General features: G+C 63.6%; 24 protein-coding genes. 8 read left to right on the plus strand and 16 right to left on the minus strand.

Annotated elements, in window-relative coordinates:
- Positions 1 to 16: 16 nt before the first annotated feature.
- Genes QME71_08565 through QME71_08575 form a run of 3 tightly spaced genes read left to right on the plus strand, consistent with a single transcriptional unit; the run spans position 17 to position 2,965 of the window.
- Positions 17 to 994 (plus strand): ABC transporter permease, encoded by a 978-nt coding sequence (locus QME71_08565; GenBank protein ID MDI6858350.1) that lies wholly within the window; start codon positions 17 to 19, stop codon positions 992 to 994.
- Complete coding sequence (locus tag QME71_08570; protein ID MDI6858351.1) at positions 987 to 1,883, plus strand: ABC transporter permease; 897 nt, start codon at positions 987 to 989, stop codon at positions 1,881 to 1,883. The genes QME71_08565 and QME71_08570 overlap by 8 nt, the downstream gene beginning before the upstream one ends.
- A gap of 26 nt (positions 1,884 to 1,909) precedes the next feature.
- The gene (locus tag QME71_08575) at positions 1,910 to 2,965 is read left to right on the plus strand and encodes a uroporphyrinogen decarboxylase family protein (protein ID MDI6858352.1); all 1,056 of its coding nucleotides are present in this window, start codon (positions 1,910 to 1,912) and stop codon (positions 2,963 to 2,965) included.
- 24 nt (positions 2,966 to 2,989) lie between these two features.
- Here QME71_08575 and QME71_08580 read toward each other — a convergent pair whose 3' ends face one another.
- Together QME71_08580 and QME71_08585 are read right to left on the minus strand one after the other, a co-directional pair.
- Complete coding sequence (locus QME71_08580) at positions 2,990 to 4,126, minus strand: uroporphyrinogen decarboxylase family protein (protein ID MDI6858353.1); 1,137 nt, start codon at positions 4,124 to 4,126, stop codon at positions 2,990 to 2,992.
- A gap of 33 nt (positions 4,127 to 4,159) precedes the next feature.
- Positions 4,160 to 5,314, minus strand: coding sequence for a uroporphyrinogen decarboxylase family protein (locus tag QME71_08585; protein ID MDI6858354.1), 1,155 nt, complete (start codon positions 5,312 to 5,314; stop codon positions 4,160 to 4,162).
- Between the two features lie 76 nt (positions 5,315 to 5,390).
- Between QME71_08585 and QME71_08590 the strand changes: the two genes are divergently transcribed.
- The 3 genes from QME71_08590 to QME71_08600 all read left to right on the plus strand — a co-directional run bounded on the left by QME71_08590 (position 5,391) and on the right by QME71_08600 (position 7,259).
- Entirely contained in the window at positions 5,391 to 6,041 is a 651-nt protein-coding gene (locus tag QME71_08590; protein MDI6858355.1) for a hypothetical protein, read from the plus strand.
- 147 nt (positions 6,042 to 6,188) lie between these two features.
- Entirely contained in the window at positions 6,189 to 6,395 is a 207-nt protein-coding gene (rpsU, locus tag QME71_08595) for a 30S ribosomal protein S21 (protein MDI6858356.1), read from the plus strand.
- A 105-nt stretch (positions 6,396 to 6,500) separates the two neighbouring features.
- The gene (locus QME71_08600) at positions 6,501 to 7,259 is read left to right on the plus strand and encodes a pirin family protein (protein ID MDI6858357.1); all 759 of its coding nucleotides are present in this window, start codon (positions 6,501 to 6,503) and stop codon (positions 7,257 to 7,259) included.
- Here QME71_08600 and QME71_08605 read toward each other — a convergent pair.
- From QME71_08605 to QME71_08650, 10 genes are all read right to left on the minus strand, one after another.
- Positions 7,256 to 7,555 (minus strand): GYD domain-containing protein, encoded by a 300-nt coding sequence (locus tag QME71_08605; protein ID MDI6858358.1) that lies wholly within the window; start codon positions 7,553 to 7,555, stop codon positions 7,256 to 7,258. The two genes, QME71_08600 and QME71_08605, sit on opposite strands and share 4 nt — an antisense overlap.
- 59 nt (positions 7,556 to 7,614) lie before the next feature.
- Positions 7,615 to 7,986: a VOC family protein gene (locus tag QME71_08610; GenBank protein MDI6858359.1), complete on the minus strand. Its 372-nt coding sequence runs from the start codon at positions 7,984 to 7,986 to the stop codon at positions 7,615 to 7,617.
- 27 nt (positions 7,987 to 8,013) lie between these two features.
- On the minus strand, positions 8,014 to 8,196 hold the full coding sequence (locus QME71_08615) for a DUF1059 domain-containing protein (GenBank protein MDI6858360.1): 183 nt from the start codon (positions 8,194 to 8,196) through the stop codon (positions 8,014 to 8,016).
- A 24-nt stretch (positions 8,197 to 8,220) separates the two neighbouring features.
- Positions 8,221 to 8,799, minus strand: a complete 579-nt coding sequence (locus QME71_08620; protein MDI6858361.1) for a Fe-Mn family superoxide dismutase — start codon at positions 8,797 to 8,799, stop codon at positions 8,221 to 8,223.
- Positions 8,800 to 9,133: 334 nt separating this feature from the next.
- Positions 9,134 to 10,648 carry a trehalose-6-phosphate synthase gene (locus QME71_08625; GenBank protein MDI6858362.1) on the minus strand — a complete coding sequence of 505 codons (1,515 nt, stop codon included), beginning with the start codon at positions 10,646 to 10,648 and terminating at the stop codon, positions 9,134 to 9,136.
- A gap of 46 nt (positions 10,649 to 10,694) precedes the next feature.
- Complete coding sequence (locus tag QME71_08630) at positions 10,695 to 11,006, minus strand: hypothetical protein (GenBank protein ID MDI6858363.1); 312 nt, start codon at positions 11,004 to 11,006, stop codon at positions 10,695 to 10,697.
- Between the two features lie 20 nt (positions 11,007 to 11,026).
- Positions 11,027 to 11,239, minus strand: a complete 213-nt coding sequence (locus tag QME71_08635; protein ID MDI6858364.1) for a hypothetical protein — start codon at positions 11,237 to 11,239, stop codon at positions 11,027 to 11,029.
- 433 nt (positions 11,240 to 11,672) lie between these two features.
- On the minus strand, positions 11,673 to 14,927 hold the full coding sequence (locus QME71_08640) for an ATP-binding protein (GenBank protein MDI6858365.1): 3,255 nt from the start codon (positions 14,925 to 14,927) through the stop codon (positions 11,673 to 11,675).
- An 8-nt stretch (positions 14,928 to 14,935) separates the two neighbouring features.
- Positions 14,936 to 16,867, minus strand: coding sequence for a PAS domain S-box protein (locus QME71_08645; protein MDI6858366.1), 1,932 nt, complete (start codon positions 16,865 to 16,867; stop codon positions 14,936 to 14,938).
- A 274-nt stretch (positions 16,868 to 17,141) separates the two neighbouring features.
- Positions 17,142 to 17,810: a histidine kinase dimerization/phospho-acceptor domain-containing protein gene (locus QME71_08650; protein ID MDI6858367.1), complete on the minus strand. Its 669-nt coding sequence runs from the start codon at positions 17,808 to 17,810 to the stop codon at positions 17,142 to 17,144.
- Between the two features lie 218 nt (positions 17,811 to 18,028).
- Here QME71_08650 and QME71_08655 point away from each other — a divergent pair, with 218 nt between their 5' ends.
- The gene (locus tag QME71_08655) at positions 18,029 to 18,736 is read left to right on the plus strand and encodes a response regulator transcription factor (GenBank protein ID MDI6858368.1); all 708 of its coding nucleotides are present in this window, start codon (positions 18,029 to 18,031) and stop codon (positions 18,734 to 18,736) included.
- A 419-nt stretch (positions 18,737 to 19,155) separates the two neighbouring features.
- On the plus strand, positions 19,156 to 21,660 hold the full coding sequence (locus tag QME71_08660; GenBank protein ID MDI6858369.1) for a transglycosylase domain-containing protein: 2,505 nt from the start codon (positions 19,156 to 19,158) through the stop codon (positions 21,658 to 21,660).
- 27 nt (positions 21,661 to 21,687) lie between these two features.
- Here QME71_08660 and QME71_08665 read toward each other — a convergent pair whose 3' ends face one another.
- The 4 genes from QME71_08665 to QME71_08680 all read right to left on the minus strand — a co-directional run bounded on the left by QME71_08665 (position 21,688) and on the right by QME71_08680 (position 26,600).
- The gene (locus QME71_08665) at positions 21,688 to 22,476 is read right to left on the minus strand and encodes a family 1 encapsulin nanocompartment shell protein (GenBank protein MDI6858370.1); all 789 of its coding nucleotides are present in this window, start codon (positions 22,474 to 22,476) and stop codon (positions 21,688 to 21,690) included.
- Positions 22,477 to 22,494: 18 nt separating this feature from the next.
- Complete coding sequence (locus QME71_08670) at positions 22,495 to 22,878, minus strand: ferritin family protein (GenBank protein ID MDI6858371.1); 384 nt, start codon at positions 22,876 to 22,878, stop codon at positions 22,495 to 22,497.
- A gap of 66 nt (positions 22,879 to 22,944) precedes the next feature.
- A complete protein-coding gene (gene ligD, locus QME71_08675; GenBank protein ID MDI6858372.1) occupies positions 22,945 to 25,767 on the minus strand; it encodes a DNA ligase D in 2,823 nt (940 codons plus the stop codon).
- Positions 25,768 to 25,790: 23 nt separating this feature from the next.
- Positions 25,791 to 26,600 carry a Ku protein gene (locus tag QME71_08680; protein ID MDI6858373.1) on the minus strand — a complete coding sequence of 270 codons (810 nt, stop codon included), beginning with the start codon at positions 26,598 to 26,600 and terminating at the stop codon, positions 25,791 to 25,793.
- Positions 26,601 to 26,602 lie beyond the last annotated feature (2 nt).

The following is a 26,602-nucleotide window of genomic DNA, read 5'->3' on the forward strand; positions in this document are numbered from 1 at the left end:
TTGGAGTGAAAGAGAGTTGCTGGGGTACATAATCCGCCGTCTCGCCGCTCTACCGCCGATACTGCTCGGCGTGTCCATCGCCGTGTTCGCGCTGACACGGCTCATGCCCGGCAACATCGCCCAGCTCATGCTGGGGCCGAACGCCACGCAGGAGCAGATCGCAGAGCTGGAGCACGAGTACGGGCTCGACAAGCCGGTCTTCGAGCTGCGGCCTCCCTTCGGCCAGTACGGGGAATGGATAGCGGACCTGGCGCAAGGGGACCTGGGGCGTTCCTTCCTCAGGGACCGCGCCGTGGGTGACGAGATCATGTCGCGGCTGCCGATAACGGGACAGCTCCTGATCATGACGATAATCGTGACGGCGGTCCTTGGCGTGGGCATGGGGATGCTCGCGGCCGCTAACCACCGGCGCTTGCTCGATCACCTCCTCCGAAGCGTGAACATTCTCGGCATGTCGATCCCCACTTTCTGGGTCGCCACCCTCGTCATACTGATACCGTCACTGCTGTTTTCCTATGCGCCGCCCTTCGGCCACGTCTCGTTCTTCGAGAACCCGGTGGACAATCTCCGGCAGTACGGCCCGCCGGCGCTTGTGCTGGGCTTTGCCTCCGCTTGCGGCCTCGCCCGCATCGTTCGCGGCTCTATCCTGGGCGTGCTGGGGCAGGACTTCATGCGCACGGCGCGGGCGAAGGGGCTGAGCGAGGGGGTCGTGCTTCGCCGGCATGCGCTGGGGAACGTCATGCTGCCGATTGTGACGATCCTCGGCATCGAGGCGGCGACGCTCATGGGCGGCACCGTCATAATCGAGCAGGTGTTCAACCTCAACGGCCTGGGCAGGCTGCTGCTCGACTCCGTCAGCATGCGCGACTACCCGGTCATTCAGGTGATGGCGCTGTATACGGCGCTTGTCTTCGTTGTTCTTTTCCTCATCATCGATCTTACGTATGCTTCGCTCGATCCGAGAGTGCGTTTGACGGGAGGCAGAGTTGCGTGAGGCACAACTGACGCTTGAACCCACCGCAGCGTTGCGGCCGCGACGGCTGGGGTTGGGGGTGCGGGTGCGGCGTCACTTCATGGGCGTGATGGGCATCTGCATCCTTGTGTTCCTGGGACTGACGGCGGCAGTGGGGCCGCTGCTCATCCCGCACGATCCCTACTCTCAGGACGCCGCCTCTTTCGAGCGGCCGAGCCTCGATCATCCCTTCGGGACCGATAGGCTGGGCCGCGACGTGCTGTCGCGCGTCGTGCACGGGGCGCGGATATCGCTCGGCATCGGATTCGCGGCCGTCACTATCGGCGTTATCGGCGGCAGCCTTCTCGGCGTTATCTCCGCCTACTACGGAGGCTGGATCGACTACCTCTTGCAGCGGCTGGTGGAGGTAGTGCTCGCCTTTCCATTACTCGTCCTGTTACTGGTCATCGTCGCCGCCGTCGGGCAATCGATTCAGAACGTGATCCTGATCATGGGCGTAGTGATGACGCCCATCATGTCGCGCATCGTGCGCTCCATCGTCTTTTCTGAGAAGGAGCAGCCGTACATCGAAGCCGCCCGCGCTCTCGGCGCGACGAACACGCGCGTCCTCTTTGTCCACCTCTTCCCGTCGGTGCTGCCTCTCGCCCTGATCCTCGCCAGCCTGACGCTGGGCGGCATGATACTGGCGGAGGCGAGCCTGAGCTTCCTCGGGCTGGGCGTGCCACCGCCCAACCCTTCGTGGGGCGCCGACATGAGCGGTAACGCCCGCGACTACTTCCAGCAGGCACCGTGGCTGGCCATCTTCCCCGGCCTCGCCCTCAGCCTGACGATACTGGGCGCGAACCTGGTGGCAGAGGCAGTGCGCGACGTCATCGATCCTTTCGCCAAGCAGATGGCGGCGGGCCGCTAGTCGCCACCTCGCGAGGAAATGAGCACATGGTCGCAGAGAAACTGGTCGACGCGCTGAAGGCCTACCTGGCGCCGGTGCCGACGCCTGAAGGCTTCACAAGCCGCGAGATAGCACGGCGCGCCATCGAGTTCGACAATCCGCCGCGCATACCTTACAGCTTCGTCGAGCCGCTGCAATCGGACTTCGTCGAGCTGGCGGTCGTCGTTTCCGCCACCGGCGAGCTGAACATGTACCGGGTACCGAAGGGCGAGATGGTCTTCGATAGCTGGGGCGTGGGCTGGCGCAGCTCGGGCCGGCTATGGGGACACGCGGACGTCTGTCCGCTGGCCGATCTCAGCGCGCTCGATTCCTACCAGTTCCCCGAGGCCATCAGCCCCGGGCAACTGGAGGCAGCGACCGCTATCGCGCGGGCCGGCGATGCGGCCGGTAAATACGTGGTGGGCGCCGACCCCATCAACTCGTACGAGAAACTGCGGTCGCTTATGGGCTTCGAGGACATGATGGTGGGGATGTACGCCGACCGCGAGCGCTTCGAGCGGCTGCTCGACCGTCTGACGGATATGACGGTCGACGTTGTGCGAACGTACGGCAAGACGGGAAGCGTTCACGGCTTCATGACCTGGGACGACTGGGGGCTGCAGACAGGGCTACAGATAAGGCCCGCTCTCTGGCGCGACATGTTCAAGCCCCGCTACGCTCGCATCATTGAGGCGTGCCACAACGCAGGAATGCACTACATTCTCCATAGCTGCGGCTTCATCTGGGACATCATCCCCGACCTGATCGAGATCGGCGCCGATGTCCTCCAGCTCGATCAGCCGCGCCTGATGGGGATCGAGAAGCTGGCAAGCGAGTTCGGGGGCAAGATATGCTTCTGGAACACTGTGGACATCCAGTGGTCGCCTTCGGAGGAGGTCACCGAGGAGGAGATACGGGCGGAAGTGCGTAAGATGGTGGAGCAGTTCGGCCGTTTCGGAGGCGGCTTCATGGCCCGCCAGTACCCGCAGCCCCGTGACATCGAGATGTCCCCTGAAAGACACCGTCTCATCTACGAGGCGTTCATGGACGCAGGCTGCCGCTGAGTCTGCCCCTCGCCGGCCAGGCGCCTAGGGGTACTCCGCCAACGTCTCCTTCACTCGCTGCACAAACCGCTCGATTGAGCCCGGCTCGTTCATCTTCGCGTCCATCTCCCCGGGAACGACAAGAACGCAGAGCCCGCGGTTGTGCGTCTTGCGGCTGAGGACGTGCTGCAGATATTCGCGGTTTGATTCAAAATGAGGGTTGTTGTTCAGGCCCAGATGGGTGATTATCGCTGTCTTGCCCTGAAAACGCTCCCACACCGCCTCGAACGGCGTCTCCGAGGCGCCGAAGTTGATGCCCCGCAGGTTGTGCACCTTCTCCAGGTTGCCGAACTGGTGCACAAAGTTGCCGCAGGAGTGGATCATCATCCCGCCGAACTCATCGGAGAGCTCGTTGACGTAGGGGAGGCAGAACTCCTCGTACAGCTTGGCGGAGATAACGGCGAGGCCATCGTCGCTGATTGCAATGCCGTGCCCATCGGGCAGCCAGAGCGGCGGGTAGTGGCAGGGCAGGTACTCGGGGCAGCGGGAGCGCTGTTCGCGGACGAAGCGGATTATGAGGTCGGTCACCATCCGCATCAGGTGGTGGACCTCTTTCGGGTTGGTGTACATGGCGAGCATGAAGGCGCTCGGCTCCCAAACCAGGTAAGCGGTGTCGAGCGGGCCCTGGAGGTCGGTGAGGGCGAGCGGGTAGCGCCCTTGCGTCTGAGCGATGAAGTAATCGGTGAACTCGAGCATCTGGCCCAGCTGTCCGCTCGTCACGTCCGGCGGCTCGAGCTCGTAGACTTTCTCCGGCGGGTCGTCGGCCTTGATGACGGGGTGGGCCCAGGGAAGCGTGTGCTCGAAGAACTCGACCTCGCAGCCGAAAGCGGAGGCGAAGACGGTGACTCCGCCCTGCGCCTGGATGTGGGGGACGAAATCGTCGTCGATATCGAGTTGTTCGCGCCAGCCGAGCACGGCAAGCTGCGCTTGTAGCTGGGTATCGCGGTCCTGGAACAGCTTCGGCAGCGGCACCCCTCCCGTGAGGGTGACGGTGAGCACGGGTGAGGTGGGAATCATCCAGAGCGGGCGCCCCACGTCTTCTAGCGCCCAGAAGGCCTCCCAGCGCTTAATCGTCGCGGCGTGCTTGGGTTCCTGCGTTATCGATTTCACGGTCTGCGTCATCGCGTTCTCCTGCCCGTATTCGTCTTGCGTCCGTTACGCCCCGAAATGCTCCTCGTTCCAGCGCCGTCCCTCATCGAGGAGCGCCAGGTAATTCTGAATCGGGATGTAGTTGGCAGCCGAGTTGCCCGTTCCTAGGCAGTAGCCCGTGCCCTTTGCCGCGCACACCTCGAGAATCTGGCGGGTGCGCCGCCGCACCTGCTCTTCGCTGCCCCTGCCCAGCAGGTCCATGTCCACTCCGCCGAGGATGGCGATGCGGTCGCCGTAGCGGCGGTACGCCTCCTCGACGGGCATGATTTTGTCCTCGAACGAGTGCTTTCCATCGAAGCCGATGTCGATAAGGTCGTCCATCACCGTTTCGAGGTTGCCGCAGCAGTGAAGAAGGATGAGTTTGCCGGCGGCGTGCACCGTCTCGACGAGGCGGCGGTGCTGGGGGAAGATGTACTTGCGCAGCGTGGCGGGCGAGACAAGCGTTGAGGTGGCGAACCCGAGGTCGTCGCCGAGGAACACCATGCCGACGTCATCGTAGGTGACGGCGTGAGCGGCGGCGGCGATGGTCGCCTCGCCCACGCGCTCGCAGATGGCGGCGACGAGGTCGGGCTGGTCGGCGAGGGCGTAGGAGAACGATTCGAGGCCCATGAGCCAGGAGCTGTTCTCGAATATGCCGCCGAGGTTGACGCTTATCTTCATCCCCTCCGGCATGCGCCCGTTCAGGTGCTCGATGGCGCGGTAGTCTATCTGGTCGATCTTTGGCCAGGGGTACGCTTCGAAGTCGTCCCAGTTCTGGATGGGACCCTTGCTTTCGTCCTGCCAGAACCGCTTCCCGCCCAGCCAGTTCTCGATTTCGGCGGTATCGTCGCCGACGCGGAAGTTTGCGCGGGGGAAGCTCAGCCCCGTCCATGTGAAGGCGAAGTCGAAGCCGACCTCCTCACAGAAGCGGACAACGAGGTCGACCGCTCTCATCGCCTCCTGCTCGCGGGCCTCTTCGCCCGGCCGCGACTCGCCTCTGGCGATATAGAGGGCGTTCCAGCTCATCTTCTCGCCGAGTACGGCCTGGATGACCCCTGGGTCGGCGAAGAGCTCGATGAACGGTATCGGCCCTGGCGGGCCCTGACGCAGGAGCGCGCGTCTCAGGTTGTCGAAATCGGGGCGTTTCTTGCTGCGGGGCTCAATCCGATGCGTGGTCCTCATGCCCTACCGCTTCCTAGGTTCCGTCGTTGCTGTCCGTCGCCGCTCCATTCTAGAATTGCAGGAGAGGTAAGGGCAAATGCCTGTGCTTACAGACTTCCCGATGAAGCTCGACGCCGGGCCGGCGCTGGAGCGGCTGGGCGCGGGCGCGTGGCAGCGCATCGTGGACGAGGCGATGCGGGAAGCGGAAGAGCTAATCTCGCCCGCTATCGCCTACGCCGTGCATCCTGTCGTCGGCGTCGAGGAGTCGCGGCTCATCGTTGACGGCGGCGCCGCGCTGGAGAGCGCCGTGGTCGCCTCGCTCTTCGGCAGCGCGCCCGAGGTCGTTCCCATGATCTTCACAATCGGGCCGCGCCTGGAGGAGCGGGTGGCCGAGTACGGGAGGGCAAACGATTTTCCCGCAAGCTTCGCCCTCGACGTCATCGGGTCGATTGCGGTGACGCAGGTGGGCGCCGTCGGCTACGAGCTGATAGAGGGGCTCGCCAGGGAGCGCGGAGTAAAAGCAAGCATCCCGCTCAATCCGGGAACGAGCCACTGGCCGATGTCGGGGCAGCGCGTCATCGCCGGGCTGGTGCCGGCGGCGGAGATAGGAGTCGAAGTTCTTCCGTCCGATATCCTGCGCCCGTTCAAGTCGATCGCGTTCGTCGTTGCCCTCGGAACAGACGTCCTGACCCCCGCTGAAGGCTCATCGTGCGATTACTGCGAGCGGCGCGACCTCTGTCGCGGTTGACGGCCCTTTCCATCTCCGCTCATCGATGGTAGACTGAACTTAGGTTCTTCCTCCCGTGCCGCGGCCGGCGGACATCTCACTGTTTGCCAACCAGGGTAGCAGGAGGAAGAGCCTGGCTTTCAGGGTAGTGAGTGGTAAAGGAGAGACTTGATAGTAGAGCTAAGAGAAGGGGAATCCCAGGAGCATCTCCTCATGCGCTTTCGTCAGGCGGTCCAGCGCCAGGGGGTGCTGAGAGATGCGAGAAAGAAGCGTTATTTCGTCTCCCGTTCGGCTGTGCGAAGGGCCGCCAAGGCGAAAGCGGTGCGGCGAGAGAGAAAGCGCTCCCGAAGGCGGACGGAGCGTCGCGCAGCCTAACTATCGCGTGCAAGTCCTACCGCGTCTGGACCCCGGAATTTTCCAGTGATCCCCTGGTGACGGCGACGAACGCGAGCGCCTGGAGGTGGGGCAGGAGGGTCAGGGATGAGAGGGGCAGATCCCATCGGAAAAGCCGGACCGGCGCCCCTGGTGATCCGCAGGAACGCCGATATCTTCGCCGCGGAGGGCGGCTGGTTCCAGGCCCGCTGGCACTTCAGCTTCGACAAGTACTACGACCCCGACAACATGGGCATCGGGCTGCTGCGCGTCTTCAACCATGACACGCTCGTGCCCGGCGCCGTCTGGCCGATGCACCCCCACCGTGACATCGAAGGGATCACGTACGTTGTGGCGGGCACCTTCGAGCACGCCGACAGCCTCGGCAACGACGGCGTACTGGAAGCGGGCGGCGTGCAGCGCATGACCCTCGGCGCGGGGGCCTGGCACTCCGAGAGGAACCATTCCCAGACGGAACCGATGCAGTTCATCCAGATGTGGATAATGCCCTCGCGCGCGGGCCTGGCGCCTTCGGTGGAGCAGAAGCAGTACACGCTTGAGGACCGGCTGAACCGGCTTCTGCGCATAGTCAGGCCGGAGCAGGCCGAGGGCGAGGGCGTTCTGGTGCACCAGGACGTCGCCGTCTGGGTCTGCCGCCTGGAGCCGGGCAATGGCTTCGACTACTCATTCGAGCGCGGTCGCGGCGGCTACTTCTACCTCATCGAGGGGGCGGCGACGGTGAACGGCAGCCGGCTCACGACGGGAGACGCCGCCAAGGTAACCGGCGACGGCGCCCTCTCCGTCGATGCGCGCACGGGCAGCGACCTCATCTTCGTCGATACGCCCCTCGCCGGCGGCGCGCGCTAGCGCAGCTCCTGCGTCATCTGCACAAAGCGGTCCCAGGGGTTGGCCACCCAGGTTTGCGTTGTGGCGTGCCCGAAGGAACGGATCAGCACTGATAGCTTCTGGGCGGTCTCGACGTCCGGCGCTTCGAAGATATCCAGGTAGTCGCAGGCGCCCATTATCGCGTAGTTCGCCACCCACTTCACTTCCGGAAGATTCTGACGGACGTGCTCTTCCACCTTCGCGTTGAGCTCCGTGAAGCTCGCAGGGTTGGAAAGAGCCTCTGGTGAAAGCCAAGTAAGCATCACGAAAGTACCCATCAAGCACCTCCCTGCTCTCCGCAACGGGTCTGTCTAAGATGCCCCAGGGCACCTATGTGTTAAGCAGCGCTGGGGTCTGTCTGCCAGAGTCCGAACGAATTGCCGTCGGGGTCGAGGTAGACGCCGAACCAGCCCATCTGGGGAACAGCCTGCTTGGGCATGACGACGGCGCCCCCCATCGACGCCACCTTCGACGAGAAGTCATCAATGGACTCCACCTCGTAGTAGTTCATCGGCGTTTGTTGCGGGTTCGTCCGTCGCATCATGCCGCCATTTACGCCCTGCTCCCCTTCTTCCACTGTCATGACCGACCAGTAGTCCATACCGGCCATCTTTTCGAACTTCCACCCAAGCAGGGCGCCGTGGAAATCGACCAGTTTCTCGGGGTTATTGGCCGGAATCTCGAAATGGACGAGTGTGTGAGCCATCATCCGCCTCCCTGCATGTTTTGAGACCCCTTACGGTTCCTGGCCCTCGCTGCGGATCTTCTGACGGACCGCTTCGGCGATATCGGGAGTCGGCTCGATGTCATGGGCCTCTTTGCCGTGCTGCAACGCCTTCTCGACGATCTCCGACTCCGTCTCCCCCTGCGCGGTCCACTCGCACTGTAGCCCCATGTCGCTGCAATGGAACTCCTTCATCCCACCCCTCCCGCGATACTCTTTTTATCCCAGCCGTTTTTCCACGACGTCGCCGTTGATGTTGGCAAAGAAGGCCTCGATGTAGTCGGGCCGCTTGAGACCGTAGTCAATCATGTAGGCGTGCTCGAAGACGTCCATAATCAGGACGACGTTGCAGCCGGCGAGGTGATTATTCTGGTGCTCATTGATCCACTCGTTGATGAGACGGCCGGATTGTGGGTCGAGGCAGAGGAGGGCCCAGCCGATACCGCGCATGGCTCCCACGCCTTTGAAGTCCTTTTCCCACGCCTCGTAGCTGCCGAACTCGGCGGCCACTTTGTCGCGGAACTTCGGCCTCTGCGACAGGTCGCCTTTGCCGCCGAGGTTCTCGAAGTAGTACTCGTGGAGGCGCATGCCGTTCCACTCGAAGCCCATGCGGCGCTTCAGCTCCGAGTATTCAGGCGTCCCCGCCTTCCCTTCGTCCAGCATCTGGCGGGTCAGGTCGAGCAGTTTGTTCGTGTTGGTGACGTATGCCTGGTAGAGCGAGAAGTGGTTTCGCAGAAGTGTTTCGCTGAACCCCTGCATCCCTATGAGGTGTTCGTAGTTCTTCGCCTCGTACGCCAAGTCGGCCTCCTTTCTGCTTTCCTGTTTCGTTAGGGAGATTTTAACAAGCCGGACGGGACAAAAATAATGCCCCGACCAGTCGACGTCGACGTCCCTACAGGTCCCCTGGCCCTAAGCGGCTTTGCCGCGTGGCTGCTTGAAGACCGGCCTGGACCTCATGGCGCCGCGCCGCGCTACCCTCGGCCGGCGGAAACCGCATTGCAGGCAAACAACGTCCCACCTGCCGGGCGGGTCATATTCCAGTCCCAGGTTGCCGCCGCAACGTGGACATCTTGTCAACCGTGAATCGAGAGCCGCTCTCATCTTCCTCCTCCCGTAGCCTCCTGCTCATCTCCTAAGCGGCTGCTGGGGCGGGCTTTGTGCTCTCTATGGCCGTCAGGTCTTCCATCTGTAACTGCAACCACCGGCTGAAGTCGTGACGGAGAACGGCGCGCCGGAGAAGGGTGGCACGCTCGTGCCGCTCTTCCGGCGACATGGTCAGCGCCCGGTGCAGGGCATCGGCCGTCCCGGCGACGTTATCCGGCGAGACGGCCAGGGCGCCGTCCCGCAGCTCCTGGTAGGAACCGGCGGTCACGGAAAGGAGCATGGACCCATCGCGACGGTTGAGGACGGGCCCCTCCTTCGAGACGAGGTTCATGCCGTCGGCGACAGAGTTCACTATCAAAACGTCGTAGAGCGTGAGCGCGACCAGTGACTGCAAACGGTTATGCTCGTAGAACACCTTGATCGGCGTCCAATCCGCGCGTCCGTGTCGAGCGTTGATGTCGCGCACGGTCGAGAACACCCTTTCGGCGTACTTCTTGTATTCGGCGATCTTCGTGCGGGAAGGAATGAGAAACGACAGGAAAGTGACCCGTCCCGACCACTCGGGGTGATTGCGGAGCAGCAGATCAAACGCTTGCAGCCCGGCAAGGATGTTCTTGCTCGGGTCCAGCCGGTCGACCCTGACGATGGTGCGCTCCGCTGCCTCCCGCTCCAGACGTTCGAAGTAGGGGCGCGCTTCCGGCGACGACAGGCGGCTTCGCAGCTCGAACACGTCCACCGACATGGGGTTGGCCCAGACGCGGGTGTGGTGGCCGCGATAGACCACGGAGCCGTTGTTGAAGTCTACCTTTGCCCGCGGGAAGAGCGCCCAGCACGTCAGCAGGAACTCCTGCGCCGAGCCTTCGGTCTGGAAGACGACGCTGTCGTTCGCCAGCAGGCCCTCGACAATGGAATCGACTATCGGGCGCGGAACGTGCTGCCAGGCGTCGAGGCAGGGCCAGGGAACGTGCACGAAATGCTGCAGCACGGCTTCCGGGCAGAGATTGCGGATGAATAGCGGCGCCGCATACAGATGGTAGTCGTGCAGCATTACCCAGCCGCGCCCGCCGTATGCCTGCAACTCCGTCGCCACGGCTTCGGCAATAGCCTGGTTCACCGGCAGGTAACCGTGTTCCCACGCGCGCAGGGTCTCCTGCACCGCTTCTCGCCCCGGCAAAGAATGATACAAAGAGTGCTGGACGAACCAGAGAAGGGGGTTACAGAAGCTGTTGTAGAAGAGATCGTATGCGTCGGCGGGCGCCGCGACGAGACGCAGGGAGCCGTTCTCGCCCAGCGCGAGGGGCCGGTTGTCGGCAGCGACCAGTCGGTCGGCGGCACTCGAGGCGCTGGCCACCCAGGTGACAGGCATGTAATTGGAAATTGAGGTCAAGGCAGCGCTGACCCCGCCGGCAGTGAGGCGCCGCCGGAGGCTTCCCTCGCCGTCAAGGTAGTATTCGATGGGGGCCCTGTTGCTCACAACTATCATCGGGCCGTCGCGGCTCTCGTAGCCGTTCCCCTTAATCAACTCTGGTCTACGTGTCTCCACTTTTCGGTCCTTTCCGCGCCGCCGCCCGGCAGTCGTCGCACCATTGCTAGAAGCCGAACTGGAACAGCGGCGTAATCTGTGTTTCCGACGATAGGCCGCGCCCACCGGGAAACGGCACTATTCGCGGGAGCGGACGTCTCTTCCGCGCCGCCTGGCTTCGCTTCTTGAGGAGCTCGAAGTTGAGGCCGACAGCGGCAAGAAACTCGTCCGTGGTCACGGCTTTCTGTTTGGCAAGCGCGATGGCGACGTAGAGAAGGTCGTCGTCGGTCGCTCTCGCCAACAGCGACGATACGTCCCGCGGCGATGCCGTCGGTCCCGGTTTCAGCGCCAGCGCAGCTCTCATATTAGGTCTTGCCATGCTCGCCCTTCTTGAAGGGCCTAAGCAGCGGCGCTCCTGCTCTCCACCGGCTCCAAAACGCTGACGGCGGCGCGCTTGCGGCGCGGCAACTGCGCCGTCACCCTGAACAAGGCGCGCTCCTGGGCCTTATCCAGAACGTTTCCACACTGAATGCAACTTACAAACCGTCCGTAGGCATCCGAATCGAGGAAGAGATCGCCCCGGCAACGTGGGCACGCCTTCAACCACATCATCAACGTTGCTCCTTTCACACAACACTTCGTTTTCAAACACCGCTCTGATTGCCCTTGTCAGGCAGCTTTCCCTGCTGCCGCCCCACGTCATCCCTGTCCCTGCCCTGCTCAGAGCGGAAACCCTGCTGGAGATACTGGAACCGGCAGCGGCCTCGAGCTTGACGCCCGGCCTTCGAGTTCCCCACGTCTTCCCTACGGGTGGCCCTCTTTGCAAGAGCTCATTCTGCTATTCAACTGGAAAGGCTGAGGCCGAACCTCAGACAAGTCATCCGTAATGATAGAGATGACGCGTGTTTTGAATATGAAGGCGGGGACAAAGCACGTGAAGGAAATGTGAACGATGTCTGTCCTCCTGGCGCTTCCGAGCGGAAAAAGTGAAAGAAAGGGCCCGTCCATTCGCCGGACGGACCCCCTCGCGCGCCGCTCAACCGGCTTAGTTCTTCGCCATGCGGTAGCCGATCTGGCGTTCCGTGAGGATGTAGCGCGGGTTCTTGGCGTCGTCCCCCAGCTTGTGGCGCAGGTTCCGCACGAACGACCGCACAAGCTCGGTCTCGCCGCTGTACTCGGCGCCCCAGACCCGCTGCAGGATCTGGTCGTAGGTCAGGATCTGACCGGCGTGGGTGGCCAGCTCGTAGAGGAGCTTGTACTCGGTCGCGGAGAGGGAGATGTCTTTCCCCTTGAGACGGACCCGGCGCTCTGCGAAGTTGACCTCGAGGTCGTTGAGCACGAACGGTCCCCGCGTCTCCACTGCTTCCGAGATGGCCCGCCGGCGTAGGGCGGCCTCGATCCGCGCCAGCAACTCGGAGGGGGAGAACGGCTTGGTGACGTAGTCATCGGCGCCCATCTTCAACGCCGCCACGGTGTCTTCGTCGCTATCGCTTGCCGTAAGGAAAATTACGGGCACGGCGGAGAACTCGCGGATGCGTTGCAGCAGGTCAAACCCGCTCAACCCGGGGAGCCTAAGGTCCAGCAGGACGAGGTCGGGCTCTTCCATTTCCACGAGTTTGACCACCTGCGAGGAGTCGCCGGTCACCAGCGGCTGATAGCCTGCCCCCTCGAGGGCGTGCTGGAGATAGCGCAGCACCTGGAGCTCGTCGTCGACGGCGAGTATGCGCGTGCGGTCGCCGCGGCGGACGGCAGTGCCGCGGGCGGCGGCGGGAGCGGCCTCCGCCTCGATTGTTATGGGCAGGGTGAAGCTGAAGGTGGCCCCCTTTCCCTCGCCAGGGCTATCCGCCCATATGCGGCCGCCGTGCGCTTCGACGATGCCCTTGCAGATTGCCAGGCCTAACCCCGTCCCCGAGTGGGTCGCCGAAGTCTCGTGCAGTTGAGAGAACTTCTTGAAGAGTTGCGAAAGCTTCTCTTCGGGAATGCCGCGTCCCTGATCGGTAATGTGGATCGTGACATGATCGCTGTCGCGCTCGACGCGCATCGTTATCGTCGACGTGAGGGGCGAGAACTTGGCGGCGTTATTCAGGATGTTCGTGAGCACCTGGACGATGCGCCGCCTATCGGCGCGCACCAGCGGCAGCGCAGGAGGCACGTCGATGCTGATGTCCTGCGACCTGCCGCTGCGGACGAAGATCGTCCTCGCCTCATTCAGAACCGTGCGCAGATCGGTGGGTTCGGGGTTTATGCTCAGCGAGCCCGCCTCGATCCGCGTCATGTCGAGCAAGTTATCGGCGAGGTCGCGCAGCCGATCGGCCTGCTCATTGATGATCTGGAAGAGGTCCTGCACTTCACTGGGGTCAAGGCTGATGCGGCTGCTCAGCGCCGTCGCGGCCGAGCCCTTGATGGCGGCGAGCGGTGTCTTTAGCTCGTGGGTGACCATCGCCAGGAACTCGTTGCGCATCCGCTCCAGGTCTTCCATCGAGCGGATACGCTCCGTTATGTCGCGGGCTATCCCCTCCAACGCGATCAGTTGCCCGGTCTCGTCGAAGACGCCCGTGTTGTGGTGCTCCGTCCACACCAGGACCCCGTCCTTGCGATTGAAGCGGAGGATGGTCGGGCCTCCGAAGGAGCCGGGCGAGCTGCGCAGCGCTTCCAGGACAGCCCTGTCCTCCGGGTAGACTATCTCGAAATCCAGGTTGGGGTTCGTGTAGTACTCGTCGGGAGTGTAGCCCGTTATCCCCGTAATGCCCGGGCTCATGTATTCGTAGGCGGGTGTGTCCCCGAGGCGAAGGCGGTAGATGGCGTCGCGGGCGTGCTCTGTCAGGAGGCGGTGACGCTCTTCGCTGAGGGCAAGTGCATGGAGCGAGCGGCTGTTCTGAAGGGCGATGGCCGCGAGTTCACCGAACGCGCTTGCCATCCGCGCGTCGTCGTCCGTGAAGCCGCCTTCCTTGTTGGCGAGGCCCAGAAGGCCTACCGGCTTTCCTTCGATGACAAGAGGCGCGAAGAGCACGTTCTCGAGCGAGGCGTGCCCTTCGGGGAGCAAGGGAGCGAAGGGAGTTGCGGAAAAGTCGTTCTCGTAGTAGGCTTCGGCTCGCTTCAGGGCTTCTTCGCGCATGCCGCGAATGGGCATTGGGGCGTCGGGGTCGACGGTGCAGGCAAGGCCGCCGGGCTCGAGGTAAGAGATCTCGTTTTCTTTGCCGTCAGGCGTTACCAGGGCAATGTAGCCGGCGGTGGCGCCGATCAATTGCCTGCACTGCTCGAAGATAGCGCCGGCGGCTTCCTCGAAGGTGCTGTACCGCAGGACGGCGCGAGACGCCTCCAGCAGCGCGGCGACCTCAGCCTGCCGCCGCTGCAGCTCCACGAAAGCTCTGTCCATTTCCTGCTCGCGCCGTATTCGCTCCGTCACGTCGACAAGCGACAGGACGAGCCCCACGACCTTCCCCGAAGAGTCCTTTACCGGCGCCAGCGTCCAGTCCCAGTAGGTGACGCCGCGCTCGGGCTGGTCCTCGAAGACAAACGGCTTGGCGATGAACTGGACGGGTTCGCCGGTGTCACGGACGCGCCTGAATATCTCCTCATTCTCGGCGTTCGGGAAGAGGTCGAAGTGGTTCTTGCCTATAAGCTCCTCCACCGAGTAGCGTGAGCCGCTGGCGTAGGTCGAGTTTACCCTGACGAAATTGAAATCCGCGTCGAGGTAGGCGAGGTGGGCGGCCGTGTTCTCCATGATGACATTGAGAATGTCCCGCTCGCTCTTCAGGGCAGCGGCAAGCTGCCCTACGTAAGCGCGTTCTTTTTCGAGCTGCTCCAGCACTTCGTCGCGCTTTGCCTCAGCCGACCACTGCTCCGTGACATCGGTGAAGAGGATGCCGACGCAGTTGTCCGGCAAGGGGAGGGCGTTCAGGTTGAAGACGCCCTGGGCCACCTTCTCATCGAAGTAGTAGACGTCGCCGATCTCAGCCGCCTTCTGTTCCCGCACCACGTTCGCATAGATATCGAGGCGTTCGCTGCCGATGATGCCCAGCGGCGTTTCGCTGATCCGCTTGCCGAGCGCCTCCCTCGGTTCCACCTTCAGCGTCTCCGCTCCCGCGCCGTTCAGGGCGACGAGCGTGAGGCTTTCGGGATCGTCGAAGTCCTCGAGCTGGTAGATGGCCACGCCGATCCTCAAGCTCTCGAAGGCGGCGGCGTATTGCGCGATCAGCGGGTCGACGCGTTCATCACGATGGACGGCGGGCCGGGCCTTTGCCGCGCTCCGGCCAACTTGCGGTTTCCTGCGCTTCACATTCACAGAGGGTTCTTTCATGGAAGCATTCACTCCTGGTAGATGGGAAGAGTAAAGCTGAAGGTCGCGCCTCTCCCCTCTCCCGGGCTATCCGCCCATATCCTGCCGCCATGCGCCTCCACGATACCCTTCGATATGGGAAGGCCGAGGCCGGTGCCCCTCCTGCCCGTGGGGTGAATCTGGACGAATTTCTCGAAGACGATCGGCAGCTTATCGGCCGGTATCCCCCTTCCCCGGTCCTGAACGCGCACTGTGACGCAGTCCCCGTCGGACTCGGCCGAGACCGTTATCGTTGCCGGTTCCGGCGAGGCGTCGGCGGCGTTGCGCAACAGATTGGTCAGCACCTGCACGATCCTCCGCCGATCGGCCTTCACCGGCGGGAGCGAGCCATCTATCTGCACGTTCACGCGATGCCGGGGGCTGCCGCGGACGAATGTCGTGCGGGCGTCTTCGATTATGCTTTCGAGGTCGTCTTTCTCCGGGCGCACCGGCAGAGCGTTCGCTTCGATCCGCGTCATGTCAAGGAGGTTGACGATGAGCTCGCGCAGCCGCTCGGACTGCTCATCGATGACAATGAATAGTTCTCGCGCCTCCTCCGGGCTCGGCGGCGTCCGCTCGGACAGACCGATGGCGACGGAGCCTTTGATGGCGGTGAGCGGCGTTTTCAGTTCGTGGCTTATGGTGCCGATGAACTCACTGCGCATCCTGTCGAGCTGTTCCTGCGCCTTCTTCTGCTGCGTCAGGTCAAGCACGAAGCACACCCACTCCATCGGCTCCTCGTGGATGAGAGCGCCGCCGATGAGTATGGGTACGCGCGTGCCGTCTTTGCGGATGTACTCTTTCTCAAACGGGGTCGTTTCACCATATACGCGCAACTGGTCAAGAGCGGCCTCGTCGAGGTAGGCGAACTCCGGCGGCGTTATCGCCCGCCAGTCGATGCCGCATTCCTCCAGGTCCTGGCGCGTGTAGCCGACGATATCGAGGAAGGCGTCGTTGGCGGCGGTTATCCGCTCGGGATTGGCCTCGAGGATGCCGATGAGTCTGGAATCGAAGAGACGGTCGACGTACGCCTTCGCGTGCTCCAGTTCTTCCTGCATACGCCTCATCTCCGTGATGTCGGCGATGACAGCGACAGCGCCCGAATAGGCGCCCTCGCCGTCGTACATCGGCCAGGCGACCACAAAGGCGGGGAAAAGAGAGCCGTCGCGGCGGCGGTAGCGGAGCTGCCCCGACCACGTTTCTCCCGCCATCACGCGCTCACGGATCTCTGCGCCGCCGTCGGGAGAAGGCGGGACTACTTCGTTGAGAGGCCGGCCGATAGCATCTCCCGCTTTCCAGCCAAACAGCTCCTCCGCCGCGTGATTCCAATAAACGATGTTGCGGTCCGGGTTCGTCGCGAAGACCGCCTGATTGATGGAGTCCAGCATGCGGGCCTGAAAGCGCATCTGCTCGGCCAGCGCCTGCTCCCGCTTACGGATATGGAGCGCGCCCAGATAGGCGCCCACTTGCGAAGCCACGAGGGCGAGAAGCTGAAAGTCGCTCTCGCTGAAAGCGTTGGGCTCGTCACGGACGACGAAGAGCAGCCCAAGCGTTCGCTCCACGCCGATCACGGGGACGCCGGCATATGATCGCCACGGCACGACTCCGGCGATATCGGGACGTGATTCGTACGTGATGGTAGACACTGCGTCTCTTGACAGCTTCTTCAGGCAGTCGGTGAGGGTTTCCTTGATTCGGGGAACGTCCCGAAGCTCCCGCGGGAAGAAGGTGAACGAACGCTGCTCGCCATCTCCCTGTTCGATCAGCGCGCAGCCGTCGTTGGGCACGAGCGCGCCGAGCAGCCCGAGTACGCGCTCGATCCGCTCTTGCGGACCGGCGAGTGATCCGAGCACGTGCGCCGTGTCGATCAGGGCCGCAAGTGGAGTGTGAAGAGACCCGGCCCTCGCCGCTTCCGCCGCCATATACAGTACCCCCGCCTCTAACGTCCGTAGTCTATTGTAACTGAGCGGGAAGGCCCGTCAAATTCGGGTGCCCGGGGAAAGCCACCGTCCCCTTTAGCACGTCTTCTCCTGGTGGTCCCCTCCCTTGTGCCAGCCGGCGCTGGAAGGTGTCTTTCTTCTTCGTTGTCCACAGGCAAGACGACCAGCAAGATGTTATACGCACTTTGTGATGTCTTTGTGAATAAAGAACGAGCTTTGTGAAGATTTGGTGAAGAAGCCGACGCCTGCGCCGGAGTTAGCCTGCCAAAGGAACAGTGAAGGACACTTCGATGGCGTCTTCCGGCGTCAGCCTTGCCGTCATGCTCCCCGATTGGTCCTCGAGCAGCCGCCGCACAACCAGCGGCGCCAGGTGTCTGCCGTGCGATCCTTCTCCGCCTCCGCCGTACTCAAGCGCGAGGAACTCCGCCTGCGGCTTCTGCTCCGCCGGTGCCAGCACGGATATCGTCGCCTCGCGAGCAGAGCGGCCCCCGGCGCGAACATCGATGACGGCTTCGGTGGCGGCCACCTGGTCCATGTCGACGAGGAGAGTGCGCAGGACATACTCGACATGGGCGCGGACGGCAACGACGGGACCGGTCTCCTCTATTTCAGTATGCAGGCGACGCGAGGGCCTCAACCCGGAGAAAGCGGCGGCGACCTGGGACACGACGTCGTGGAGATGCAACGGGGCAGCGGCCGGTGCGCGGCCGGCCTCCAGGCGGGCAAGCAGGAGCATCCCCTCGACGGCCTGCCGCAACTTCTCGGAGGCCCCCTCAATGTCACCGATGAGGAGGAGCCGGTTCTCCTCGTCCATCTCCTGAAAGCGGCTCTTGAGGAGGTTGACGCCGCCGTAGATGATCGTCACCCAGGTGCGAAGGTCGTGCGCGGCCACGTCGAGAAACTCAATAGACGAACGGTTCGTCACATTGCACCGACGCCTTCCCTTGCGCTTGCCGCCTCTCATCTTACACCCGCGCCCGTCCCTTGCCTACGGGACCGGGCTGTTGAACGCATCTGCAACGGGCTTTCCGGTATCTGTCACGTTTTCTTCACAAACCCTCATTATGTCTTCACGGGCGCTGCACCGGCCGCCGCTAGTATTACTTTGTCTTTGGTTCGAGAAAGCAGGTGGAGGAGGATGAGATGAGCTCGCAACCGCTCGTCCTGGCCGTTGATGACGAGGTTGGCATACTGAGGCTGTTGAAGCTGGAGTTGACGCCGCAGGGGTTTCGGGTAGTGACGGCCCCCAACGGGCAGGCCGCGCTCCGCGCAGTCGAAGAGCAGAAGCCCGACCTCGTGCTGCTCGATATTGTCATGCCGGACATGACGGGGCTGGAGGTGATGCGCAAGCTGAGGGAGCGCTCCAGCGTGCCGATCATATTCCTCAGCGCGAAGAACACGGACGCAGACAAGGTAAGCGGGCTCGACCTGGGAGCAGACGATTACATTCCCAAGCCCTTCAACCCGGAGGAGGTGAGCGCCCGCGTCAGGGCGGTACTCAGGCGCAGTTTGGGCGCCAACCGCTCGCAGGACGTCCTTCAGGTGGCCGACGTGGAGATAGACCTCGACCGCAGGCTCGTGCGCAAGCAAGGGCGGATCATCACGCTGACGCGGACGGAGTGGCTGCTGTTGCAGGTGCTGGCCACCAACGCCGGCCGCGTCATGCTCAATGCGGAGCTGCTGAGCAAGGTATGGGGCCCGGAGTACCGGAACGATCTCCAGTATCTGCGGGTATGGATATCGCGGCTACGGCGGAAGCTGGAGGCCGACCACGCCAAGCCGGCCTTAATAAGGACATTCCACGGCATCGGCTACATGTTCGATGCCAGCACCCTGGCGACGGCGGCATGAGGGGGCGGACGAGAAAGAAGCGAGCCGCCATGTGCGGCTCACTTCTTTCTCCATTTCTTTCCTGTTCCTAACTGCTTCCGGCCCCTCCAAGGCCGTGGCGCAGCTTGCGGGGTCCCCGAACCGCAAGCTACGCCCTAGCCTCAGGACAACTCAATGCGAGGCATCGTCTTCGTCGTAAGAATAGCAGCGGACCCTGTCGAAGCCATAAACACCGTCTGAAAAAGCATGACGCAAATATCGCAACCGGCCTCTCGCCACGCACATCCGGAGCGGGGGACACGGCAGCGGCGGATTTGTCGAACGCTCTTGAAATGGAAGGCGTGAAGACCTTCTGCAGTTGTAACGCCTCCCGCCTTACGCTCTCGATGAACGCAAGCGCTCTGAGCAGTCCGAAGCCGCAGGGAATTCGAGGATATCGATTGCGAACGCACTACCGGCGCTGGCGGCGTCATCGCACCAACGGCGATTCTCTTCCCTGGCCTTTGCTCTTGCTGGCCGCCGTCTCCCTGCCCGTCGGGTTCGTTATCGTCCTCTTCTTGTTCGTTGCCCTCAGCTACTACGCCGGCGTCACCAGCGGCTTGACGGCGCCGGACGACGTAATCGCTTCCCACGGCGGCGGCGCAAAGATATACGACCGCAACGGCATACTTCTGTACCAGTTCCTGGATGAGGAACGGGGGTACCAGGAGTGGGTCGACCTTGAAGGCGTGTCGCCGTGGATGATCAAGGCGACGCTCGCCACCGAAGACCCGACCTTCTACTCGAACCCGGGGATAAACTTCGAAGGACTGCTGCGCGCCGCTTTCGAGAACTTCCGCCCCGGCGAGGAGTTCTTCCAGGGAAGCGGCGGCAGTTCGATCACCCAGCAGCTCGCCAAGATGCTCTACTTCGCCCCTGAGGAGCGCGCAGAGCGGACGGTCGGCCGGAAGCTGCGGGAGATGACGATAGCGTTCGAGCTGACCCGCCGCTACGACAAGGACCAGATCCTCGAGTGGTACCTCAACGAGGCGCCGTACGGGGGCACGTACATCGGCGTGGAGGCGGCCGCCCGCCACTACTTCAGCGTTCCGGCAAAGGACCTCACTCTGACGCAGGCGGCGTTCCTCGCCGGCCTTCCCCAGTCGCCTGCCCGCTACGACCCGCTTACCCATTTCGACGTGGCGGAGATGCGGCAACACCAGGTGCTCGACCTGATGTACGAGCACGGCTTCATCTCTTTCGACGAATTGTACCTGGCAAAGGTGGACGAGGTGCAGTTGAAGCCCTCGCCGCCGCCGTTCCTGGCGCCCCACTTCGTGATGTACGTGGGCGACTATATAAAATCGACGCTCGGCGAGGACGCCCTCTACCACGGCGGCCTCGAGGTCTGGACGACACTCGACGTGTTCCTCAACGCGCGCGCCAACGCCAAGTTGGAGGAGCACCTGCAAAGACACGAGGCGTCGACGGGCGCGCACAACGGCGCCGTCGTGATCATCGAGCCGGCGACGGGCCAGATACTGGCGATGGTCGGCAGTCGCGATTACTTCCGCGAGGACATCCAGGGGCAGGTGAACAACGCCCTCGCGCTCAACGCGCCGGGCTCCACGCTCAAGCCTTTCACTTATGTCACGGCCTTCATGGAGGGGTGGGGCCCGGACTGGCCCGTAATCGACACCCCGATCAACTACCAGGAGGAAGACGGCACCGTCTTCACCCCGCGCAACCCGGGCAGAGGTCAAACGTATGGGGTGCTGCCGGTCAAGAAGGCGCTGGGAAACTCGCTAAACATCCCCGCGTTCAAGACGATCCTCTGGATCGGCGTGGACAAGATGGTGCGTACGGCGAAAGCCATGGGGATCACTACCCTTGACGGCCACGTGGGGCCGGCGGTTACCCTCGGCGGGACCGATGTGACGCTGCTCGACCTCACGTACGCCTACAGCGTCTTCGCGAACGAGGGCTCGATGGCGGGTGCGCGCACCGTCCTCTCGCTCCCGCCCGGCAACCGCCAGCTCGATCCCGTATGCGTCCTTCAGGCCACCGATGCCCACGGCAACGTGCTGATCGATAACACGAAGCCGGAGACATTGCCCGTCATCGGACCGCATTACGCCTACATGATTACGAGCATCCTGTCGGACGACAGCAACCGCGAGATGATCTTCGGGCGGGGAAGCGTCCTCGCCATCCCCGGCTGGCAGGTGGCGGTGAAAAGCGGCACGAGCGAACCGTTCAAGTCGAACCCCGAAGACCCGACGAAGCCGACGAACGATACCTGGTCGGTAGGATACACGCGCGACGTCGCGGTCGGCGTGTGGATCGGCAACAGCGACAACAGCATGATGCGAAACATCTACAGCACGACGATAGCGGGCGCCGCATGGCACGACATCATGTTGATCGCGCTGGAGGGGAAGACGCCGCATGAGTTCGTGCGGCCGGACGGCCTGGTGGAGGCGACGGTCTGCGTGCCCAGCGGCATCCCCGTGACCGGCGACATCGGCTGCGCAGCCGTCAGCGGCCTGTTCGCGGTCGACGCGCTCGAGAGACAGAGCAAAGACCACTGGGGAGGCGAGGAGATCGCCGCCTGTCCGAGCTGCATTCCGGAGCAGCTCACAGAGTGGAAGCGCTATCTGGCGCAGGAGTACCTGCGGTACTTCGGCGTACGGTACAGAAGTGACTACCAGACCGCGCCCGTGCAAAGCCGGCCTCCCGCGGTCGCTCCCGCTCCCACGGCCGTGCCTGCACCTCCCCAGGAAGCGGTACCGGCGGCGCCTGCCGCCCCCGCAGAGCCGCCCGCTCCGCCGCCCCAGGAGCAGCCGCCCACAGTTGAGCCGGCGCCGACCGTCGAGCCGGTCCCTACGGCCGCCCTGCCGACGCCGGCTGACGCGGAGCCGACGCAAGAAGCGCCGCCGGGCCGCCCGAGTAGAGACCGCCGCTAGCTTCTCCGAGGCCGCAACGCCTCCCGCTCACGCGCCGAGAACGCAGACTGCGCCCGGTTGCCGGACGAAGAGGGCCAGACTCTCCACAATCGTGAATTCCAGACTATCTCCCACTGGGCCGACAAAGGCTATCGACATATCCTGCCCGATGACTATCGAAGCGTACTGGCGGCCAAAGGCGACGACCACGCCCTTGTCTTCGAGAACGGGCGCCTTGAAGACTCCTTCCGTGGCGATCGTCCGGACGTGCTCGAGCTCGCTGATGTTTCCCTGTAGATTGCGACGGTACAGGAGGTTGTAGCGCGCCGGGGGAAGGGCGAGAGCGTAGGGCCCGTGGAATCCGGCGGCATCGAGTGCCGTAACGGCGTTTATCACGTCCTGCGCCGCCGCCCCCATCTCGTCCCAGGGAGAGAGGGATGCGGTATTGACGCCGTCGAGCGTGAGCAGGCCGGGAGCGCCGGGGCCGCCGTTGAAGAGGAGACCGTCTTCCAGGCGAGCGAGTTCCGTCGCCGCTTCGACGAGGGGACCGAGGTTCAAAGGGAAGCGGTCGCGCTCGAAAGCGGCGAGGTCGCGCCGGCCGAGGGTGAATTCGACATGAAGCAGTGTGAGCGGCAGCAACGGGCTTGTGGACATGCCCGGCTGCACCTCGACGTCGCGCAGGGGGACGGCCTTCAGTCCCAGCCCGAACGGCCCTTCCAGTTCGAGCAGCCTCCGGCCCGCGAGGACGTTTTTTACCACCCCCTTCATCGCCTTGTCCAGTGTTTCCCAGGTCTGGGCCTCCAGCGGGGCCGATTCCCGCTCAAGGAACTTGTGCATCTTGCTACTCCTTCGTTTCTAGTCCCGCAGTGAACCGACGGTGAAACCTTCGCCGGCGGCCTCTTTTCCTGCTTCCGCCGCCGCGGCCTCCTCCGCCGGGCTGATTCCCGCCGCCATCTCATTGACTTCGGACGCGCCTTCCGCCAGCAGCCTGTCCTCCTCGCCTTCCGTCAGGATGCTCAACAGGCGCATGAATTCGCCCACGTGGACGCGTTCCTCATCGGCGATGTCCAGCAGGACCTTCTTCGCCAGCTCGTTGTCGGTGGCTTCGGCCTGCGCCACGTAGAGATGGGTCGCCTCTTCTTCTGCCGCGACGTCCAGGCGGATTGCCCTTATCAGCTCTCCGAGAGTGAGCTTTCTGTCGGGCAGGTTGCCGCGAAAGGGATCGACGAATTCAGGCATGTCTTGCTCCTTTCCTTGGGGCCGGGCCGGCCCCCGTTTTCCTGGCTGATGCCGTTTGGACTTGCATTATCCTCTTTTCCTCCCCCGTTTGCGTCGCGGCGGCTCCTCGGCGGCGCTCTCCAACTCCGTCGACAGCCTTCCCCGCTCGCCCGTGCCGCGCCCCTGCTGCCGTCCTTCGAGCAGCCGCCCGAGGTCGGCCTTCGCTTCCAGTATTCCCTGCCACGGGTCGCCGACCTTCGCCAGCCTGTCGGGGACGTTCTGCATCGTGAAATCGGTCGGGTACACGTCGTCGAGCTCTTCCCAGAGCAGCGGCGTCGCCACCGTCGCCTCAGGCAGCGCCCGGGGCGAGTAGGCGGTGACGAGCGTCTTGCCGCGGGCGTTCTGATTGTGGTCGAAGAAGACCTTCCCGCGGCGCTCCTCGACCGACCACTCCATCGTGATCTCCCGCGGGTGCTGCGACATGAGGTAGCGCCCGATTGTGCCCGCAATCGAACGCACGGCGTCGTGGTCGAGCCGGCGCAGGATGGGGACGTAGATGTGCAGTCCCGTCTTGCCGGACGTCTTGAGGAAGGCGGAAAGCGAAAGCGAAGCGAGGACTTCCCGCAGCCAGCGCGCGACCTCGCGGGTCTTCGCGAAGGCCTTCCGGTTCAGGACGGGCTCATCGCCTTTGCCCTCGCTCCCGGCGTAGATGTACGGATCGAGGTCGAAGACGACGAAATCGGGGTAGTTGAGCACGGAGCCCCTGATCCTCTCGAGCGAGCCGGTGAAGTTGGTGGACAGGTGCTCGCCGTCGGGCTCGCGGTTGATGCGCGAGTACCACGTGTGGAGTTCGATATCGGCGAGCTGCGCTAGCCAGAGGAGGGTGGGCAGGTTATTGCAGAGCAGGTATTCCTGGTCCTCATCGAACTGCTCCGAATACAGCGTGACCGTTTCCACGAACTCCGGCAGCGGGTGCTCCCAGTGCTTCTGGAAGAAGTGCTCTTCCTCTATGCCGTCCGGGTAGCGCTTGAGCGTGAGGGGACGGTCTCGCAGGTGGGGCAGCAGGTAAGGCGACACGCGGGTCAGGTAGATGAGCAGGTCGACCTTGGTAAGGGGCGGCCTCTTGCCGACGGCGGGCCACAACGGCTTGTCGAGATTTGTGAGGGTGAGCCTGTGCCCCTCCACGACGAGTGTCAGCCGCTTGCCGTGCCGCCCCAACTGGTCGAGCACCTTCGCGGCGTCCTTTCGCAGGTCCGATCTTGGAGCGGACGCCTCTTTCTCCTTCGCGCCGGCGGGCGGCGGGACGACCTGCACGAGTCCCACCTGCTTCGGCGCGACGTCCGTCCTCAGGCCGAGGAAGACAGGGGCGCGCAGCCGCCCTTCCTCCGTGCGCTGCGCGTACTTGACCTCGGCGACGAGCTCGGGGCGCACCCAGATCGCTTGCTGGCGGGGGATATCGCCCGTGAGGGCAGGCTTTTCCGTCTTCAGGCCGTCGAGCCGCCTGCGCAGCTCCGTGAGCGTGCGATCGTCAAACCCTGAGCCGACGTGCCCGACGTAGCGGAGCCTGCCTTTCTCATCGTGCTCGCCCAAGAGAAGGGCCCCGAACGTGCGCCTGCGGCTGCCCTCGCCGGGCGTGTAGCCGCCGATTACGAACTCGTCGCTGCTCACCGCCTTCACCTTGAGCCAGAGCGGCGAGCGCTGGCCCGACTTGTAGGCGCTGTCGCGGCGCTTGGCCACGACACCCTCCAGTCCGTGCTCGACGGCCGCCTCGTAGGCAGCCGTCCCCTCTTCGAAGAAGTGATCGAGGAAGCGCACGTGGTCGGTGGGGACAAGAATGCGCGACAGCGTTGCCTTCCGCTGTTCGAGGGGCACGCCGCGCAGGTCGTAGCCGCCGAGATACAGGAGGTCGAAAGCGAAGTAGACGACGGGTATGCGGCGGTCGGCCTGGCGTATGTCCGCCGCCGAGGTCAGGTTTAGCCGCTGCTGAAGGCGCTGAAAGGATGGACGCCCCTCCTCGTCCAGGGCGACGATCTCTCCGTCAAGGACAATGTTCCGCTCCGGCTGCTGGCCCAGCTCGTCGGCGAGCGCGGGGTAGTTGCCGGTGATGTCGTTGCCGCGGCGTGAGGTCAGGCGCACCTTGTCACCGTGAATAAGGCAGACGGCCCGGATGCCGTCGAGCTTGGGTTCGAAGAGCCAGTCTGGGTGGGAGAAGGCGGAGTCGGTGAGAGTGGCGAGCATGGGCTCGACGGCGCGGGGAAAGGGCGCCTTCTTTGCGCCGGGAAGCTCCGCCGGCCCTTCTCCGCTCTCCCTGGACGGGGGGACGCGCCCGGCCTTCAGGTCTTCGATCGTCAGGCCCGAGACGACCGAGCGTTCTTCTTCCAGGATGTCGCGCCCACCGTTTGCGGAGGGGTCGCGATGCTTAATGAGGAGCCAGTCGTTCTCGCCGCCGGCGCGCTTGACCAGCGTCCACGAGCCTTTAAGCTTCTTGCCGTTGAGGACGAAGCTCACCTTCCCTTCGTCGAGTCCCCGTCGCATCCTTTTCTCCGCTTCCCGGCGGTCGTTAAAGAAGAGGCGGCCTTCGCTTTCGGGCGAGTAGGTGCCCTTGTCCCAGACGATGACTTCACCCGCCCCGTACTCGCCTTCGGGGATGACGCCCTCGAAGGCGGCATACTCGATCGGGTGGTCTTCCACCATTACCGCCAGGCGCTTCTCTTCGGGGTCGAGCGAGATGCCCTTGGGAACGGCCCAGGACTTGAGCGCCCCTCCAAGCTCGAGGCGCAGGTCGTAGTGGAGGCGGCGGGCAGCGTGCTTCTGCACCACGAAGGTGAGCGGCCCCTTTTCCTCGCGCCGTTCGGGCGCCGGCTCTCCCGTCCGCTCCAGATCGCGCTTTCCGGCGTACTCTTCCAGCATCTCTCAAACGATGCGGCGTCCCGCTATGCTGCGCCGCGTCTCTCTTCCCTCTTGCTGCGCTCCTCCCTGCGCCTCCGCGCCGCCTCAACGCTCTCCCGCAGCGCCGACATGAGATCTATCACCGGCGCGCCGGCGGGCACAGGCGCCTCCACTATCTCCTTGCCTTCGCGCTTCGCTTCGATGAGCTCCGTGAGGGCGACACGGTATTCGTCCTGGTACTCTTCAGGCTTGAAGGGCTCCGTGAGCACGTCGACGAGGGTCGCCGCCATCTGCATCTCGCGGTCGGTCACCTTCATCTCGCCCAGTTCCGTCTTCTCCACGCGGACCTCGTCCTCGTAGAAAAGCGTCTCCAGCATGAGGTTGCTGTCGCGCGGGCGGAGGGCGCAAAGGTGCTCCTTGTTGCGTATGGCGACCTTGGCGATGCCGACGAGCCCCCGCTCTTCGAGCACTCGAAGCAGGAGGGCGAACGGCTTCAGCGCTTCCGGCGCCGGTTCGAGGTAATAGCTCTTCTCGTAGTAGACGGGATCGATTTCGTCCGAGCGCACGAAAGCGGATAGCTCGATGACCCGCTTGCTGGGGAGAGGGAGCTTCTCGAAGTCCTCGTCCGTGAGCACTATGTACTGGTCTTTGTTGTACTCGTAGCCGCGCGCGACCTCTTCCCACTCGACGGATGTCTCGTGGTAGGGGCACCAGCGCAGTTGTTTGAGCCGGGTGCCGCACGTCTTGTGCAGCAGATTGAACGATATGTCTTTGCTCTTGGTAGCGGGATACAGCTTGACCGGTATGCTTACCACGCCAAAGCTGATTACTCCGCTCCATATGGACCGGGGCATTT

Source organism: Dehalococcoidia bacterium, from assembly GCA_030018455.1.
Classification (GTDB): Bacteria; Chloroflexota; Dehalococcoidia; order DSTF01; family JALHUB01; genus JASEFU01.